The 15,345-nt window shown below is 48.2% G+C and carries 18 protein-coding genes, 1 tRNA gene and 1 pseudogene; 7 read left to right on the plus strand and 13 right to left on the minus strand.

What is annotated here, in order from left to right; translation table 11 throughout:
* Window positions 1–51: 51 nt before the first annotated feature.
* The 10 genes from nlpD to folB form a co-directional block, all read right to left on the minus strand.
* Complete coding sequence (nlpD, locus tag F0316_RS11215) at window positions 52–987, minus strand: murein hydrolase activator NlpD (protein WP_000177559.1); 936 nt, start codon at window positions 985–987, stop codon at window positions 52–54.
* Window positions 987–1,613: a protein-L-isoaspartate(D-aspartate) O-methyltransferase gene (locus tag F0316_RS11220; RefSeq protein WP_000002982.1), complete on the minus strand. Its 627-nt coding sequence runs from the start codon at window positions 1,611–1,613 to the stop codon at window positions 987–989. Before F0316_RS11220 ends, nlpD begins: the two co-directional genes overlap by 1 nt.
* Window positions 1,606–2,358, minus strand: a complete 753-nt coding sequence (surE, locus tag F0316_RS11225; protein WP_172626019.1) for a 5'/3'-nucleotidase SurE — start codon at window positions 2,356–2,358, stop codon at window positions 1,606–1,608. The genes F0316_RS11220 and surE overlap by 8 nt, the downstream gene beginning before the upstream one ends.
* A 1-nt stretch (window position 2,359) precedes the next feature.
* Window positions 2,360–3,445, minus strand: coding sequence for a tRNA pseudouridine(13) synthase TruD (truD, locus tag F0316_RS11230; RefSeq protein ID WP_149560482.1), 1,086 nt, complete (start codon window positions 3,443–3,445; stop codon window positions 2,360–2,362).
* A 29-nt stretch (window positions 3,446–3,474) separates the two neighbouring features.
* Complete coding sequence (gene ispF, locus F0316_RS11235) at window positions 3,475–3,951, minus strand: 2-C-methyl-D-erythritol 2,4-cyclodiphosphate synthase (RefSeq protein ID WP_000619207.1); 477 nt, start codon at window positions 3,949–3,951, stop codon at window positions 3,475–3,477.
* Window positions 3,948–4,646 (minus strand): 2-C-methyl-D-erythritol 4-phosphate cytidylyltransferase, encoded by a 699-nt coding sequence (ispD, locus tag F0316_RS11240; protein WP_001061954.1) that lies wholly within the window; start codon window positions 4,644–4,646, stop codon window positions 3,948–3,950. Before ispD ends, ispF begins: the two co-directional genes overlap by 4 nt.
* The gene (gene ftsB, locus F0316_RS11245; RefSeq protein WP_001263189.1) at window positions 4,643–4,927 is read right to left on the minus strand and encodes a cell division protein FtsB; all 285 of its coding nucleotides are present in this window, start codon (window positions 4,925–4,927) and stop codon (window positions 4,643–4,645) included. The genes ispD and ftsB overlap by 4 nt, the downstream gene beginning before the upstream one ends.
* A 114-nt stretch (window positions 4,928–5,041) precedes the next feature.
* A complete protein-coding gene (locus F0316_RS11250; protein ID WP_000119812.1) occupies window positions 5,042–5,845 on the minus strand; it encodes an undecaprenyl-diphosphate phosphatase in 804 nt (267 codons plus the stop codon).
* The gene (gene folK, locus F0316_RS11255) at window positions 5,842–6,348 is read right to left on the minus strand and encodes a 2-amino-4-hydroxy-6-hydroxymethyldihydropteridine diphosphokinase (protein WP_000627009.1); all 507 of its coding nucleotides are present in this window, start codon (window positions 6,346–6,348) and stop codon (window positions 5,842–5,844) included. The genes F0316_RS11250 and folK overlap by 4 nt, the downstream gene beginning before the upstream one ends.
* Window positions 6,345–6,698, minus strand: coding sequence for a bifunctional dihydroneopterin aldolase/7,8-dihydroneopterin epimerase (gene folB, locus F0316_RS11260; RefSeq protein WP_046122242.1), 354 nt, complete (start codon window positions 6,696–6,698; stop codon window positions 6,345–6,347). The genes folK and folB overlap by 4 nt, the downstream gene beginning before the upstream one ends.
* Before the next feature lie 188 nt (window positions 6,699–6,886).
* Here folB and plsY point away from each other — a divergent pair, with 188 nt between their 5' ends.
* Window positions 6,887–7,513, plus strand: coding sequence for a glycerol-3-phosphate 1-O-acyltransferase PlsY (plsY, locus tag F0316_RS11270; RefSeq protein WP_000188024.1), 627 nt, complete (start codon window positions 6,887–6,889; stop codon window positions 7,511–7,513).
* A 48-nt stretch (window positions 7,514–7,561) separates the two neighbouring features.
* On the opposite strand, the gene F0316_RS11275 is transcribed toward plsY, so the two are convergent.
* Together F0316_RS11275 and tsaD are read right to left on the minus strand one after the other, a co-directional pair.
* The gene (locus F0316_RS11275) at window positions 7,562–8,374 is read right to left on the minus strand and encodes an alpha/beta fold hydrolase (protein ID WP_114725749.1); all 813 of its coding nucleotides are present in this window, start codon (window positions 8,372–8,374) and stop codon (window positions 7,562–7,564) included.
* 153 nt (window positions 8,375–8,527) lie between these two features.
* The gene (tsaD, locus tag F0316_RS11280) at window positions 8,528–9,547 is read right to left on the minus strand and encodes a tRNA (adenosine(37)-N6)-threonylcarbamoyltransferase complex transferase subunit TsaD (protein WP_001220126.1); all 1,020 of its coding nucleotides are present in this window, start codon (window positions 9,545–9,547) and stop codon (window positions 8,528–8,530) included.
* Between the two features lie 240 nt (window positions 9,548–9,787).
* On the opposite strand from tsaD, the gene rpsU reads away from it, so the two are divergent.
* Both rpsU and F0316_RS11290 read left to right on the plus strand, forming a co-directional pair.
* Window positions 9,788–10,003: a 30S ribosomal protein S21 gene (rpsU, locus tag F0316_RS11285; RefSeq protein WP_001145625.1), complete on the plus strand. Its 216-nt coding sequence runs from the start codon at window positions 9,788–9,790 to the stop codon at window positions 10,001–10,003.
* A gap of 29 nt (window positions 10,004–10,032) precedes the next feature.
* Window positions 10,033–10,476 carry a GatB/YqeY domain-containing protein gene (locus F0316_RS11290; protein ID WP_001173892.1) on the plus strand — a complete coding sequence of 148 codons (444 nt, stop codon included), beginning with the start codon at window positions 10,033–10,035 and terminating at the stop codon, window positions 10,474–10,476.
* Between the two features lie 11 nt (window positions 10,477–10,487).
* On the opposite strand, the gene F0316_RS20005 is transcribed toward F0316_RS11290, so the two are convergent.
* On the minus strand, window positions 10,488–10,694 hold the full coding sequence (locus F0316_RS20005) for a hypothetical protein (RefSeq protein ID WP_228006396.1): 207 nt from the start codon (window positions 10,692–10,694) through the stop codon (window positions 10,488–10,490).
* On the opposite strand from F0316_RS20005, the pseudogene dnaG reads away from it, so the two are divergent.
* The 4 genes and pseudogenes from dnaG (at window position 10,620) to F0316_RS11310 (ending at window position 15,100) form a co-directional block, all read left to right on the plus strand.
* A pseudogene (gene dnaG / locus F0316_RS11295) lies at window positions 10,620–12,330 on the plus strand (DNA primase). The gene F0316_RS20005 and the pseudogene dnaG overlap by 75 nt on opposite strands.
* A gap of 98 nt (window positions 12,331–12,428) precedes the next feature.
* Window positions 12,429–14,306 (plus strand): RNA polymerase sigma factor RpoD, encoded by a 1,878-nt coding sequence (gene rpoD, locus F0316_RS11300; RefSeq protein WP_000372618.1) that lies wholly within the window; start codon window positions 12,429–12,431, stop codon window positions 14,304–14,306.
* 144 nt (window positions 14,307–14,450) lie between these two features.
* Window positions 14,451–14,526 (plus strand) — tRNA-Ile (locus F0316_RS11305).
* A gap of 388 nt (window positions 14,527–14,914) precedes the next feature.
* Entirely contained in the window at window positions 14,915–15,100 is a 186-nt protein-coding gene (locus tag F0316_RS11310; protein WP_149560483.1) for a hypothetical protein, read from the plus strand.
* Window positions 15,101–15,345 lie beyond the last annotated feature (245 nt).

The following is a 15,345-nucleotide window of genomic DNA, read 5'->3' on the forward strand; positions in this document are numbered from 1 at the left end:
TGCGAGTCATTGCGATTTACAACCTTTGCAGTATGACCTTAGCAATATGAGTTAAGGTAAGTAGCGTTTAGGATTCACTGACTTCCCTTGATAACGGATCTCAAAGTGCAAGCGTACGCTGTTGGTACCAGAACTTCCCATGGTGGCGATCTTCTGGCCTGCTTGCACAGTTTGTCCTTCCTTTGCTAGCAGCTGATCATTGTGGGCATAGGCACTTAAATAGTGCTCATTATGTTTTATGATGATTAGGTTGCCATAACCACGTAATGCGTTGCCCGAATACACTACGGTTCCATCTGCAGTAGCAACGACAGCCTGACCACGTTGGCCAGCAATGTCTATCCCTTTGTTGCCTTGATCGCCCGCAGAAAAGTTCTTTATGACTCTACCTTTTGTCGGCCATAGCCACTTCGCTATCTTCTCATCCGAAGGTTTAGCTTTTGCTACATTAACATTAACATTTTGTTTACCGACAGGTTCAACATACTCCTTTGTTTTTGTTTGATCAACCGTCTTAACTGGATCTTTTTTAGTCAAATTTTGACTATTCGCTGACCCATTTTGTACATTTTTGGTATTAGAGCTTTTGCTCACGGTTTGAGCAACCGTTGCCGTCGTCGCCGCTTTGGCAGCACTTGCACTTGTGCTTGAAGCCACAGCCACGGTAGCGGCACCGCCCGTTCCACCATAAGCAGGAGGAGTATAATTAGGTAACCAGAGCTTAATTTTTTGCCCAGGATGAATGGTGTAAGGTGGAGCGAGATCGTTGTAACTGATCAGATCATTTACATCTTTATCTGTGAGGTAGGCAATAAAATAGAGCGTGTCGCCTTTTTTAACTTCATAGTAACTTCCGCGGTAACTACCACGTTCAACTTTGTTGTAATCTTTACCCAATCCAGAGACTGGTGCTGGCGTAGGTGCAGTACAGCCGAATAATAAGCTGCAAAACAATAATAAGCCCAGTCGGAAAGAGTAAAGCGTCATCAGGCAAGATCTCCCGCGACCAGTGGCACAAAACGCACAGCTTCAACCCGCTCAGAGATAAACTGCCCACCTTGACGCACAATTTTGTACAGATATTGCTCGTCTTCGCCCACAGGGATCACCATACGACCACCCTCAGCAAGCTGATCCAATAGACTTTGCGGCACTTTTGCCGCAGCTGCCGTCACAAGGATCGCATCAAAAGGTCCACGAGCGGGCCAACCTTGCCAGCCATCGCCATGTTTCGTCGACACGTTATAGATATCCAACTGCTTCAAGCGTCGTTTCGCATCCCATTGCAGGGTTTTGATCCGCTCAACAGTAAACACATGATTAACCAGTTTGGCGAGAACTGCGGTCTGATAACCAGAGCCCGTACCAATTTCTAGCACTTTGGTTTCTGGGGTTAATGCCAGTAGCTCTGTCATCTTCGCCACGATATAGGGTTGCGAGATGGTCTGACCTTGACCTATGGGCAGGGCATTATTGTCATAAGCTTGATGCATCATGGCTGGTGCGACGAAAAACTCGCGTGGCAGTGCATGGATTGCCGCCAACACTTGTGGTGAGGTAATCCCCTGCTCAGTTAAAAATTGAATCAGTCTGTCGGCTTTTGGGTTAGCCATTCACCTTTTCCTTTAACCAATGATCCATGCTACGCAGTGACTCATGTGCCGTTAGGTCAACTTGTAGCGGCGTGAGTGACACCCAGCCACGTTCAATCGCATGAAAATCCGTTCCCGGACCGGCATCTTGCTCTTTCCCCGGAGGACCAAGCCAATAAATATCATGCCCACGCGGATCTTTCTGCTTTATCATGCTTTCGGCGTGATGCCGCGCACCTAAGCGTGTGACTTCAATACCTTGAATGAGTTCTAAAGGTCGATCCGGAATATTCACGTTAAGTAAGCGATTGGTCGGAATCGGGTTAGCCAGATGTTGCTCGACCAATTGACGCACAAAGTGAGCAGCGCTAGCAAAATGAGTAGTTCCCGCCAGAGAAAAGGCGATCGACTGCACGCCAAGAAAATGCCCTTCCATTGCCGCCGCCACCGTACCGGAATAGAGCACATCATCACCCAAGTTAGCTCCGTGATTGATTCCGCTCAGTACCAGATCCGGTAGCGCGTCTTTCATCAGTTCATTGAGCGCAAAGTGTACGCAATCGGTCGGGGTACCTTGCACGGAATAGGTATTCTCGGCAATTTGCGACACTCGTAATGGATGTTCTAACGTCAGTGAATTCGAGGCACCACTGCGGTTACGATCCGGCGCGACAATCACAATCTCCGCTAAATTACGCAATGCATCCGCCAAAGCATGAATGCCTTGTGCGTAAACGCCATCATCGTTACTGAGTAGAATCTTCATCTTAATCTTCGCTCTCTGAATCGCGGCTCTCTTGTTCATGGCCTTGATCGTAATGACGCACCACTGGGATCTCTTCGATCAATTCACGCACTAAGGAAGTGGCAAAGCTACCCGCATCCAATGAGAAACGCAGAGTGATTTGATCTTCTTGCACTTGCCAGCTTAATTTTTGCGCTTTTAAGGCGATCGCACGGCGATCATGGCGCATACGATTCCCCCGGATCAGCGCCATTAAATCGGGCTCTGCATCCAATTCAGCTTGTTCCAGTGGCAAGGCTTGACCAGAAGTCGGCAAGGCATTATCGCCCGCCAAAGCCGCTGAAATCGCTACTTCTCCAGCTTGCAAACGCTGATCCCAAAGGGCTAAATCACCATCAACATTAAACATTTGCTGCTCAGCTAAAGCGATATCACCTTCAATAAAGCGGGCAAAACAGCCCTGTTCAATTCGCTTTGAGACAATCTGGTTGAAAATCCACGAACGAGCCGCAGACAGATATAAGCTGCGCTGATTCTGATTGCGCGAACGTACATTGTCACGCCCCCAACGGCGCGCTTCACTGAGGTTATTGCCATGACGCCCAAAACGCTGGCTACCAAAGTAATTGGGTACGCCCAGTTCAGCGACCGTTCCTAAACGGCTTAATACGGCTGGAACATCGCTGACTTCCGATAAAGTGACAACAAATTCATTGCCTTGCAAATCGCCCGGACGCAGCTTTTTGTCGTGGCGAGTCACCTCTAGAATTTCAATGCTAGGGTATTGTGCCAGAAACGCAGAGAAGTCCGGCGTTTCGCCATTCGGCAGATGCACGCTCAGCCACTGCTCGGTAACGGCGTGTCTATCTTTCAACCCCGCCCAACTCACCGCGCGTGAAGGCACGCCACAAGCCTTGGCTAATTCATTGGCCACAAAGCTGGTATTCTCCCCTGTCTTACGAATACGCACCATTAAGTGTTCACCACTGCCAGTTAAGGAGTAACCCAACACTTCGTTGACTTGGAAGTGCTCTGGTAGGGCTTTGAGTTTGGCTTTCGCAGTCGGTTTACCGCACAAATAAGCCAGAGGAGAGAGAATATCAGTCATCTTAATTCCAAAATTTTTTATAGGCTGAGTTAAGCTTTGTGCAAAAGTACAACCGCTTCGCAGGCGATACCTTCTTTACGTCCGGTAAAGCCGAGTTTTTCTGTCGTGGTGGCTTTGACGTTAATATTGCCCAGATCGGTTTCCAGATCCTCGGCAATCGCCGCGCACATCGCCTGAATATAAGGGGCCATTTTCGGCGCTTGGGCAATAATAGTGACGTCCGCATTACCAAGCACATAACCTTGCGCTTTGACACGGCGATACACATCTTTGAGGAGCTCGCGGCTGTCTGCCCCTTTCCATTTATCATCGGTATCCGGGAAGTGGCGGCCAATGTCTCCGGCAGCAATCGCGCCGAGCAAGGCATCACTTAATGCGTGCAGTGCCACATCACCGTCAGAATGGGCGATCAATCCTTGTTCATAAGGGATCTTCACTCCACCAATAATGATGGGACCTTCGCCGCCAAAACGGTGTACATCAAAGCCGTGGCCAATTCTGATCATGATTTTTCCTTATTACGACTTAAATAGAACTCGGCCAACGCGAGATCTTCAGGTTGAGTAATTTTGAGATTATCGGCACGTCCTGCCACTAAAGCAGGCTTTTCACCACGCCATTCAAAGGCTGAGGCTTCATCGGTAATCGTGACTTGCTGCTGTAAAGCGGCGAATAACCTCTCTCGCAGTGATTGGGCACGAAACATTTGCGGTGTCAGCGCATGCCAAAGCGCAGTGCGATCGACCGTATGCTCAATCTGCTGTAAGTGATCGCCACGTTTCATGGTATCCCGCACTGGCGAGGCCAAAATCGCACCAATCGGATGAGCTAAAGCCGTGGTGATGAGCTGAGTGATATCGGCGTGAGTCACACACGGACGCGCCGCATCATGCACCAATACCCATTCACTGAGGCGATGCTGGCAGACATACTCCAGTGCCGACAATACCGAATCTGCCCGCTCTTTGCCGCCATCGACACGAATCACACGCGGATGATGCGCCAGAGGCAAATTCGCAAAATAGGGGTCATCAGCACTCACCGCCACCACGACGTGTTCGATGTGAGGATGTTCTAAAAGATGTTCAATGGTGTGTTCGAGTACCGTTTTACCGAGCAAGGTTAAATACTGCTTAGGGCGATCCGCTTGCATGCGGCTACCCACACCCGCGGCGGGCACAATCGCTGTCATGTTGTTCATTGGCGCGACTCCTCACCGATGATGCGATAGAAGGTTTCTCCATCTTTGACCATACCCAATTCGTTACGGGCACGCTCTTCAATCGCATCTAGCCCTTGGCGCAGGTCATCAATTTCGGCAAACATCTCTTGGTTGCGTAGGTGAAGGTTGGCATTCACCTGCTGCTGCACCTCAATTTCCGCTTGTACAGCGCGAAAATCCATCACACCGTTTTTGCCCCACATCAGGGTATAAAGCAGCCAGACCAATAGCAGGCTTAGGGTCAAAGCAAATACTCGCATAACCAATCCATCTTTCTTTCAAAACCAACGCCACAAAATCGTGGCGTTGGTCACTTGCTCGAATGCTGCCTATTTATACCATAAAGCCTAGAAAAGGCGCTCGCTGGCAGGTGATTATTGAGTTAATAAAAACGCAAATAAGCCTAAACCAAGCACTAAGCGATAAATCACAAACGGGGTCATGCCCATACGAGAGATGAGCTTCAGGAAGAAGTGAATACAGATATAAGCACTGATAAATGAAGTGATGATACCTGTCAGTAAGAAACCGCTGTGTACGGGTTCACCACTGGTCACCAGTTTCAATCCGAGATAACTGCCCGCCAATACGATAATTGGAATCGACATTAAGAATGAAAAACGCGCCGCCGCTTCACGGGTAAAGCCAAGATAGAGCGCAGCAGTGATGGTTGCACCAGAGCGTGAAGTGCCAGGAATAATAGCCACGGCCTGCGCCAAACCAATAAACAGCGCTTTTTTCCAATCCGCTTGATATTCGTCGGCTTTGAGCTCTGCATGTTTATCGACATACCAGAGTAAAAGGCCAAACACGATAGTCGTTGTCGCGATAACCCAAGCGCTGCGCAAATAGAGCTCAACAATATCTTTCATCACAAAACCGAACAGACAAGCCGGAATCGTAGCCAGCACGATCAACCACGCCAATTTGGCTTCTTTGCTGCGATCACCTTTAAAAATCGAAGCAAAAAAAGCACTTAATAACGAAACCACTTCTTTTCGAAAATAGAGCACGACCGCGGCGAGCGTTCCCACGTGTACCGCCACATCAAAGGCCAAGCCTTGATCTTCCCAACCTAAAATAGCCGAAGGCAAGATCAGGTGTGCGGAGCTAGAAATCGGTAAAAACTCGGTAAAGCCTTGAATTAAAGCCAGAATGAACGACTCAAAATAACTCATGATTGTTTCTTCTCGTTAATAGAAAACCAGATCGGTACTGGGGTGAGTGATGCTAAATCCTGCGCTTGTTGCCAAATCTGCTCAACAGTTCGACCATCACCAGCAATCACTCGCTGCGGACAGAGCTCATATAAAGGTTGAATCACAAACGGATAGCGATAGATATCCGGTCGAGGCAGCACAGGATCATTCTCCGATACACAATCGCCATACAGCACAATATCAAGATCCAGTGTTCGATCCTGATACTTTTGTGCATTCGGCAAACGGCCACAACGCAGCTCGATCGCTTTTAACTGCATCATCAATTCAGGCAGCGCGAGCTCTGTCTCCATCTCAACCATCAGATTGAAGAAAGGATGGCTGGCAAACCCAACGGATGGACACTCATAAATCGTGGACAGACGCCACTGGCTCGCCAGCTCGGCTAATGCACGAAGGCCAGCTTCAATCGACTGATGGCGATCCTGATTTGAGCCCACACCAATATAAGCGGTGATCATCCACGCGCTCGCTCGATGATCACGCCGACTCCTTTGGCTTGCGGCACTGCGCCCGGCTTGGTCAAGCGGATGCGTATCCAAGGCACAGCAAAGCGAGTCATGATCAGTTCAGCCACTTCTTCAGCCACACGCTCTACCAGTAAAAAACGCCCTTGTTCGATATACTCCAGCACAGCTTGGCTGACTTGGGCATAGTCCAGAGCATCCGCTACATCATCACTTTTTCCCGCTGCACGGTTGTCGTGCGCCATTTCCAGATCGAGCACCAATTTCTGCTTGATCTGCTGTTCCCAGTCGTAGACCCCAATCGTCGTGATCACTTCCAACTGTTCAATAAACACTTTATCCATGCTCAATCGCTTCCTGTTCACAGGTCGGATACCCAAACCGATGAAAAAATCGTACTATCCGCTCAATCGCGATATGATATACCCAAACCTGTTCAAGATGCTAAATCCTAAAAGATTTTTTCTTATTCAACAGGGAATACAAATACTTATTCGAGATAACTTTTCGAAACACGCAGTTTGAGGCTGTTATGACTCCATTGGCGCTCAGCATGATCATTTTTGCCTATCTACTGGGGTCAATTTCCAGTGCGGTGTTGATTTGTCGTGTTCTGCGTCTCCCCGATCCGCGTGACGTGGGCTCACAAAACCCCGGAGCCACCAATGTACTGCGCATCGGTGGCAAAAAAGCCGCAGTGGCCGTTTTGGTGTGTGACATGCTCAAAGGCACCATCCCTGTTTGGGGCGGTTACTTCCTCAATATTGAACCTTTTATGTTGGGGTTGGTGGCAATCGCCGCCTGCCTTGGTCACATGTACCCGATTTTTTTCCATTTCAAAGGTGGAAAAGGCGTGGCAACCGCGTTAGGTGCAATCGCACCGATTGGGCTCGATTTAACCGCTATGGTGATGGCCACATGGCTTGTCGTTGTCGTACTGTTTCGCTACTCGTCGCTTGCAGCCTTAGTCACTGTGTTGCTCGCGCCCCTCTACACTTGGCTGATTAAGCCACAGTACACGCTTCCAGTTGCCATGTTGTGCTGTTTGATTGTACTGCGCCATCATCAAAACGTGAAGCGCCTGTTTGCGGGTACCGAGCCCAAGGTCGGTGAAAAGAATAAGAAGCCGAGCGATGATGAAGAGAGCCGCGTAGTGTAACCGTGCGCGGCTCAATAGGTGATCGCCATTTCATCAATGGCAGAAAAATCAATATACGGTTGCTAAGAACGTTTGCAGGTGGTGTGTCACCGATTCTGCCTGCTCCAAACTACTGATATGTCCCGCCCCTTCAATCACTTCAAGTTGACTGCCTCGAATCGTATCTTGCATCAGGTAAGACTCTAACGCTGGGCGAGGAGTATCTTCACTGCCGACCATGATGAGTACAGGCAGAGTTAAGTGTTCGATCTCATCCATCAAATCACGACGCCCGAAAATCATGCGCCCTAAACGCGCCACTTCAACAGCACGCTCGCCGCTCAAACCTTGCAGAGCCAAGCGAAATTGCGCCACAACAGGCAACTCGTTTTTCAATGTGTTAGATGCAAAAAACATAGGAACAACCGCCTCCACAATCGGAGCGGGCACCGCTTGTAGCTGAGCAATGGTATCTAACATGGCGAAGTATTTTTTGTGGGTCACTTCCGGTTCAAGACCCACGAAAGTATCCATCATAACCAAAGATTGAACTCGCTTTGGCGCAAGTAAGGCTAGCTCGGCGCCCCACATTCCCCCCACCGACAAGCCAATCACAGAGAAATGCTCAATATGCAGATGATCCATCAGCGCCAACATATGTTGAGCGTAATCTTTGAGATTGCTCATCGCAGCGGGGGCTGCCTCTGAAGCGCCATGCGCCCAAAAATCTGGAACAATACAACGATAGCGTTGACTTAACGCCGCCACTTGCGGAGCCCACATTTGGTGATCCCACAAATAGCTGTGCCCAAAGAGCAACACTTCGCCTTCCCCGACATCAAGGTAAGCCATTTTTTGGCCATCAATCAGCATCGAATTCATTTTAGTTATTTATCCATCAATAAAGTAGACGCTGACTGTAACATGAGATGCAAAGCAGACAACTCTGAGCAGAAATTCAGCATTATCTAATTCATTCTTTTGTTTAGAAAAAACGGCCACTAGCGCGACCGTTTCAATACTATTTCGTAGTACTTATTTCTGAATTGACGTTAACTGATCAATCGGCCAACGCGGGCGAGCTTGCAAGCCAAGTTCACACACATCACCATTTTTCAAACGTTGCATGCCCGCATAAGCGATCATCGCTCCGTTATCGGTACAAAATTCAGTACGTGGGTAATACACTTCGCCACCGATTTTTTTCGCGAGTTTTTCCAAATCAGCACGCAACTGCTTGTTGGCACTCACACCACCCGCAATCACCACACGCTTAAGTCCCGTCTCTTCCAATGCGCGTTTACATTTAATGACTAAAGTGTCACACACGGCCTCTTGGAAGGCGTAAGCAATATCCGCACGGGTCTGTTCATCGTCGCCATTGGCAGCAATGGTATTGGCAGTAAAAGTTTTTAAACCAGAAAAGCTCATATCGAGCCCCGGTCTGTCCGTCATAGGACGGGGAAATTTAAAGCGTCCCGGAGTCCCTTTTTCCGCCAGCTTGGCCAATAACGGGCCACCTGGATAATCCAATCCCATCAATTTGGCGGTTTTATCAAAGGCTTCGCCAGCCGCATCATCGATAGACTCACCTAAAATGCGGTATTCACCAATGTTTTTCACTTCCACCAGCATGGTGTGACCACCCGATACCAGCAAAGCGACAAACGGAAACGGCGGCGGATTCTCTTCCAGCATCGGAGCAAGAAGATGCCCTTCCATGTGATGAACCGGCACCGCTGGCACATTCCAAGCGTACGCTAAACTGCGCCCAATCGTAGCGCCAACTAAGAGCGCCCCAACCAAACCGGGGCCTGCGGTAAAAGCCACACCGTCTAAATCTTGCGGCGTCACGTTTGCCTCTGCCATCGCCGCTTTGATGAGTGGGATGGTTTTTTTTACATGATCACGCGAAGCCAGCTCAGGCACCACACCACCATAATCGGCATGCAGTTTTACCTGACTGTAAAGCTTATGAGACAGCAGTCCTTTTTCGTCATCGTAAATCGCGATACCCGTTTCGTCACAAGAGGTTTCAATACCAATAATGCGCATAGTTTTCTCAGCACGCTGCCATCTAAAATCAAATATGGCGTCATGTTACCTCGCCTTGGCGCGACAAACAAACCTTGTCCAGAATGTAAGCGACAAAGTGCTTTACAAAGGAAGGACGATCGGATTAAAATTCCGCACCATTTTGATCTGGCTGGTTATCGACTTGGCGCACAAGGGTTCTTGCTGCTCTGGTCATCAAAATATCAGCATTAACGAATTAACCCCCGAGGTGAAAGGCATATGCCAGTAGTTAAAGTACGTGAAAACGAACCGTTCGACGTAGCTCTGCGTCGTTTCAAACGCTCTTGCGAAAAAGCAGGTATCCTTTCTGAAGTGCGCCGTCGTGAGCACTACGAAAAGCCAACTACCGTTCGCAAACGCGCTAAAGCAGCTGCTCAAAAGCGTCACGCTAAGAAGCTAGCTCGCGAAAACGCACGTCGCGTTCGTCTGTACTAATAACAGCTTCCTAAACTAAGGAATTTGTTATGGCTCTGATTGAGAATCTCAAAGAAGAGCAAAAACTAGCGATGAAAGCCAAGGATAAACCACGCCTTGGCGCTATCCGTTTAGTGTTGGCCGCTATTAAACAACGTGAAGTCGATGAGCAGATCACTCTGAGCGATGACGACATTGTTGCAGTGCTGACCAAGATGGTGAAACAGCGTCGCGACTCTGTAAGCCAATACGAAGCAGCAGGTCGTCAAGACTTGGCTGATGCGGAAAAAGCAGAGATCACCGTACTTGAGGAGTTTATGCCTCAACCTCTGAGCGATGATGAAGTGAAGGCCCTGATTGACAGCGCAATCACTGAATCAGCCGCCGCAGGCATGCAAGACATGGGTAAGGTGATGGCTGTACTTAAACCGCATATTCAAGGGCGTGCAGACATGGGTAAAGTGAGCGGTTTGGTCCGCGCTAAACTGGCTTAATCCCAACCCAATTACAGCAAGCCGTGCAATCCTTTGGAAAGCACGGCTTGTTTGTATTTGACCCTATCTTTCGGTGCATGCAAAGATTTATGGCAGGACACATCCCCCGCAGTTTTATTGATGACCTCCTTGCTCGACTCGATATTGTCGACGTTATTGACGCACGCGTAAAACTGAAGAAGAAAGGCAAAAACTACAGCGCCTGCTGCCCTTTCCATAACGAAAAAAACCCCTTCATTCAGTGTCAGTCAGGAAAAACAGTTCTATCACTGCTTCGGCTGTGGTGCTCATGGCAATGCCATCGATTTCGTCATGGAATATGAACGCATGGAGTTTCCTGAGGCCATTGAAGAGCTGGCGTCGACCATAGGCCTTGAAGTTCAGCGTGAAGAAAGAACGCCTTCCAGCCCCTTTGCGAAAAATACGCCAGCCGTCAAAAGTGAAGATAAGCGCAGCCTGTATGACTTGATGGGCAGCATCGCCCAGTTTTATCGTCAGCAGCTTAAAGTTCCTGCCAACAAGCACGCGATCGAGTATTTAAAAAATCGCGGGTTATCCGGTGAAATAGTCCAAAAGTTTGGTATCGGTTACGTGGCTGATGAATGGGATCTTGTACGTCGCAACTTTGGCCAACAACGAAACAGCGAAGACATGCTCGTTACCGCTGGTATGCTGATTGAAAACGATAACGGCCGCCGGTATGACCGCTTTCGCGGACGAGTCATGTTTCCAATTCGCGATCGTCGTGGTCGAGTCATTGGGTTTGGTGGCCGTATTACAGAGCAAGGCACACCGAAATACCTGAACTCGCCTGAAACCCCGATTTTCCATAAAGGCAAAGAGCTGTACGGATTATATGAAGTCCTACAAGCCTATCGAGAGCCACCACAAATTTTAGTCGTGGAAGGCTATATGGATGTTGTTGCGCTTGCTCAATATGGTGTCGATTACTCTGTAGCCTCTCTGGGCACCTCAACCACGGGCGATCACTTACAACTACTGTTTCGCCAAACTAACCATGTCATCTGTTGTTATGACGGTGACCGAGCAGGGCGAGATGCCGCATGGCGCGCATTAGAAAATGCACTCAGCTACCTCAAAAGCGGCAATATCTTAAAGTTTCTGTTTCTGCCGGACGGTGAAGATCCCGATAGCTACGTGCGTAAATACGGCAAAGCCGATTTTGAACAACAGGTTGCCAATGCCACACCACTGTCGCAGTACTTATTTGAGAACTTGATTGAACTGCACCAAATTAACTTGGGTAGCCATGAAGGTAAATCGGCACTGCGCGCCGTTGCAACACCACTTATCGACAAAATTCCGGATCCATTTTTACAAGAGGTCCTAGAGAAATTACTCGATGAACGGACGGGTTTTGATCACCAACTGCGCCGTAAAAAAGCACGTAAGACAGAAAATCGACCCGCACCACATAAAGCAATAAAACGGACCCCAATGCGTGATGTTATCGCGCTCTTGATACAAAATCCGAGCTATGCTGAATTGGTACCAGACCTAGCGAGCGTGCGTCATTTGATGATCCCCGGTCTCGATACCTTCAGTGAAGTACTTGAGAAATGTCGTCAATATCCCCATATCACTACGGGTCAATTACTCGAACATTGGCGAGACTCAAAAAATGAGACACTTCTGTCTCGTCTGGCAAGTTGGGAAATTCCCCTTGTCGAAGACAATCAAGAAGAACTATTTTTAGACTCATTGGACAAAATTCTTGCCCAGTGCGTAGAAAAACAAATTGAAAATTTGCAGGCCAAAGAGCGAAGTGTCGGTTTATCAACCGAAGAGAAAAGAGAGCTACAAGACTTGATCTTAAAAGGCTTGAAAGCGTAACTCTGTTGAGATAGTCAGCAAAGAATAAATTTGTTAGTATACGTGGTTTGCATTGCGCATACTTATTCCTTCACCAGATACGAAGTTGGATACCGTCTATGGATCAAAATCCGCAGTCACAGCTTAAACAACTTGTCCTTCGCGGCAAGGAACAGGGCTATCTGACCTACGCCGAAGTAAATGACCACTTGCCTGCTGAAATCGTTGATTCAGAGCAGGTGGAAGATATTATTCAGATGATTAATGACATGGGCATTAAGGTGGTGGAAACCGCACCTGATGCCGATGATCTTGCCCTCAGCGATGATACTACCATCACTGACGAAGATGCTGCTGAAGCAGCCGCCGCGGCACTTTCTAGCGTAGAGAGTGAGATTGGCCGCACCACCGATCCAGTACGTATGTATATGCGTGAAATGGGTACGGTTGAGCTTTTGACACGTGAAGGTGAAATCGATATTGCCAAGCGCATTGAAGATGGTATTAACCAAGTTCAAAGTGCGATTGCTGAGTATCCTGGAACCATCCCTTATATTCTTGAGCAGTTTGATCGTGTTCAGGCCGAAGAGCTACGTCTCACTGACCTGATTTCAGGTTTCGTTGACCCTAACGACATGGAAACCGAAGCGCCAACCGCGACTCACATCGGTTCTGAGCTTTCTGAAGCGGATCTCGCGGATGAAGATGATGCTGTCGTCGAAGATGAAGACGAAGATGAAGACGAAGATGGCGACGGTGAAAGCAGCGACAGCGAAGAAGAAGTCGGTATCGACCCTGAACTGGCTCGTGAGAAATTCAATGAACTGCGCGGTAAGTTCCAAAACCTGCAATTAGCGGTTAATGAATTTGGTCGTGACAGTCATCAAGCTTCTGAAGCGTCAGACTTAGTGCTGGATATCTTCCGTGAATTCCGCCTAACACCAAAGCAATTCGACCACTTGGTTGAAACTCTGCGCACTTCAATGGATCGTGTTCGCACCCAAGAACGTTTGGTGATGAAAGCGGTAGTTGAAGTCGCGAAGATGCCGAAGAAATCGTTCATCGCCCTATTTACAGGCAATGAATCGAATGAAGAGTGGCTGGATAAAGTCCTTGCTTCTGACAAGCCTTACGTAGCGAAAGTCCGTGAGCAAGAAGAAGAGATCCGCCGTTCAATTCAGAAACTACAAATGATCGAGCAAGAGACATCACTGTCTGTTGAACGCATCAAAGACATCAGCCGTCGTATGTCAATCGGTGAGGCGAAAGCTCGCCGTGCGAAGAAAGAGATGGTTGAAGCAAACTTACGTCTGGTAATTTCGATTGCTAAGAAATACACCAACCGTGGTCTGCAATTCTTGGATCTGATCCAAGAAGGTAACATCGGTTTGATGAAAGCCGTCGATAAATTTGAATACCGTCGTGGTTATAAATTCTCAACTTATGCGACTTGGTGGATCCGTCAGGCAATCACTCGTTCTATTGCTGACCAAGCACGTACGATTCGTATTCCAGTACACATGATCGAGACGATCAATAAACTGAATCGAATTTCGCGCCAAATGCTGCAAGAGATGGGTCGTGAGCCACTGCCTGAAGAATTGGCAGAACGCATGCAAATGCCAGAAGACAAAATCCGCAAAGTGCTGAAAATTGCCAAAGAACCCATCTCCATGGAAACACCGATTGGTGATGATGAAGATTCGCATCTGGGCGATTTTATCGAGGATACCACCCTCGAGCTGCCACTAGATTCTGCGACCGCAACCAGCCTTAAAGCTGCCACTCGCGATGTATTAGCAGGCCTAACACCTCGTGAAGCGAAAGTGCTACGTATGCGTTTCGGTATCGATATGAATACCGACCATACTCTGGAAGAAGTGGGCAAGCAGTTTGATGTAACTCGTGAACGTATTCGTCAGATTGAAGCAAAAGCACTGCGTAAACTGCGTCATCCAAGCCGCTCAGAAGTTCTGCGCAGCTTCTTGGATGAATAATTCAAGTTGGTTATGAACTGAAAAAGGTGAGCTGAGCTCACCTTTTCTTTTTTATACAAGCTAAGTGAATAAATTGTAAGCACTATTCAACCCGCTTTGGCTAGACACACCTAACCCCTTCCAATATAATCTGACACCTAATTTGGCCCCTTAGCTCAGTGGTTAGAGCAGGCGACTCATAATCGCTTGGTCATGTGTTCAAGTCACATAGGGGCCACCAAATCCCGATAAGGCGTATGAAGAAATTCATGCGCCTTTATCTTTTCTAGTCCGGTCTATATCCGGTCCGCGATTACTTCCGGTAAGCTCTGGTCCTTCAGGTCAGCCGAAAGACTCCACGTAGTCACCACAGAGTCACATTATCTGTCTCAGAGTGATATCCACCATCAGAACCTTCTCTCGTCTGTACAGCACGAATCAGAGCAGATACATACCACTCAACACCAGAACCTAACCCCAGAAAAAATTCGCGCTGGAACCAACAAAAATATAACCAACATTCCGTTCCATTAGGTCCAGTTATTAATATAAATATAATTTAGATACCTGAATGGGGTTCTAGCTGAGATTACGCAGGAGACTCAGCACCGAAGATTAGGACAAGATGAATGTTGAATCATGATGACCGATTACCCTCAGTGGTAATCGGTCTGTCTTTCTCTAATGTCATTTCGGCCGATAATCATCGACACTCAACCACAGCACCAGAAACAGCAGCTAATCACTGGGCTGGTATTCATACTGGAACCAGAAAAATTAACAGCACACTGGGTTACAGCGCGGATCTGGTATGAGTTAGGGCTAAGAGTTGGGTTAGTCGAATAGGATGTGAATCTAGCTGGTTACTGTCGGGACTGTCACGGCTGTCAGAACCGTCGGCACTGTCATGACCGTCGCAACTGTCAGGACTACAGGGAAAATACATCTACTGCCGCCGCCGTCGGCAAACTGGACGGAAAACCTAAATAGGAAATTGACATTAGGGTTCGTGTCCAGCTCGGTATCTAGCCAAAATCACAGCTAAAGACCGGATAGAGAC

The organism is Vibrio cholerae, assembly GCF_008369605.1.
Taxonomy (GTDB): domain Bacteria; phylum Pseudomonadota; class Gammaproteobacteria; order Enterobacterales; family Vibrionaceae; genus Vibrio; species Vibrio cholerae.

Excerpts from the sequence above, each read along its gene's own strand:
- nlpD (WP_000177559.1), bottom strand. The coding sequence starts at position 987 with ATGACGCTTTACTCTTTCCGACTGGGCTTATTATTGTTTTGCAGCTTA.
- F0316_RS11220 (WP_000002982.1), bottom strand. The coding sequence starts at position 1,613 with ATGGCTAACCCAAAAGCCGACAGACTGATTCAATTTTTAACTGAGCAG.
- surE (WP_172626019.1), bottom strand. The coding sequence starts at position 2,358 with ATGAAGATTCTACTCAGTAACGATGATGGCGTTTACGCACAAGGCATT.
- truD (WP_149560482.1), bottom strand. The coding sequence starts at position 3,445 with ATGACTGATATTCTCTCTCCTCTGGCTTATTTGTGCGGTAAACCGACT.
- ispF (WP_000619207.1), bottom strand. The coding sequence starts at position 3,951 with ATGATCAGAATTGGCCACGGCTTTGATGTACACCGTTTTGGCGGCGAA.
- ispD (WP_001061954.1), bottom strand. The coding sequence starts at position 4,646 with ATGAACAACATGACAGCGATTGTGCCCGCCGCGGGTGTGGGTAGCCGC.
- ftsB (WP_001263189.1), bottom strand. The coding sequence starts at position 4,927 with ATGCGAGTATTTGCTTTGACCCTAAGCCTGCTATTGGTCTGGCTGCTT.
- F0316_RS11250 (WP_000119812.1), bottom strand. The coding sequence starts at position 5,845 with ATGAGTTATTTTGAGTCGTTCATTCTGGCTTTAATTCAAGGCTTTACC.
- folK (WP_000627009.1), bottom strand. The coding sequence starts at position 6,348 with ATGATCACCGCTTATATTGGTGTGGGCTCAAATCAGGATCGCCATCAG.
- folB (WP_046122242.1), bottom strand. The coding sequence starts at position 6,698 with ATGGATAAAGTGTTTATTGAACAGTTGGAAGTGATCACGACGATTGGG.
- plsY (WP_000188024.1), top strand. The coding sequence starts at position 6,887 with ATGACTCCATTGGCGCTCAGCATGATCATTTTTGCCTATCTACTGGGG.
- F0316_RS11275 (WP_114725749.1), bottom strand. The coding sequence starts at position 8,374 with ATGAATTCGATGCTGATTGATGGCCAAAAAATGGCTTACCTTGATGTC.
- tsaD (WP_001220126.1), bottom strand. The coding sequence starts at position 9,547 with ATGCGCATTATTGGTATTGAAACCTCTTGTGACGAAACGGGTATCGCG.
- rpsU (WP_001145625.1), top strand. The coding sequence starts at position 9,788 with ATGCCAGTAGTTAAAGTACGTGAAAACGAACCGTTCGACGTAGCTCTG.
- F0316_RS11290 (WP_001173892.1), top strand. The coding sequence starts at position 10,033 with ATGGCTCTGATTGAGAATCTCAAAGAAGAGCAAAAACTAGCGATGAAA.
- F0316_RS20005 (WP_228006396.1), bottom strand. The coding sequence starts at position 10,694 with ATGGAAAGGGCAGCAGGCGCTGTAGTTTTTGCCTTTCTTCTTCAGTTT.
- rpoD (WP_000372618.1), top strand. The coding sequence starts at position 12,429 with ATGGATCAAAATCCGCAGTCACAGCTTAAACAACTTGTCCTTCGCGGC.
- F0316_RS11310 (WP_149560483.1), top strand. The coding sequence starts at position 14,915 with ATGTTGAATCATGATGACCGATTACCCTCAGTGGTAATCGGTCTGTCT.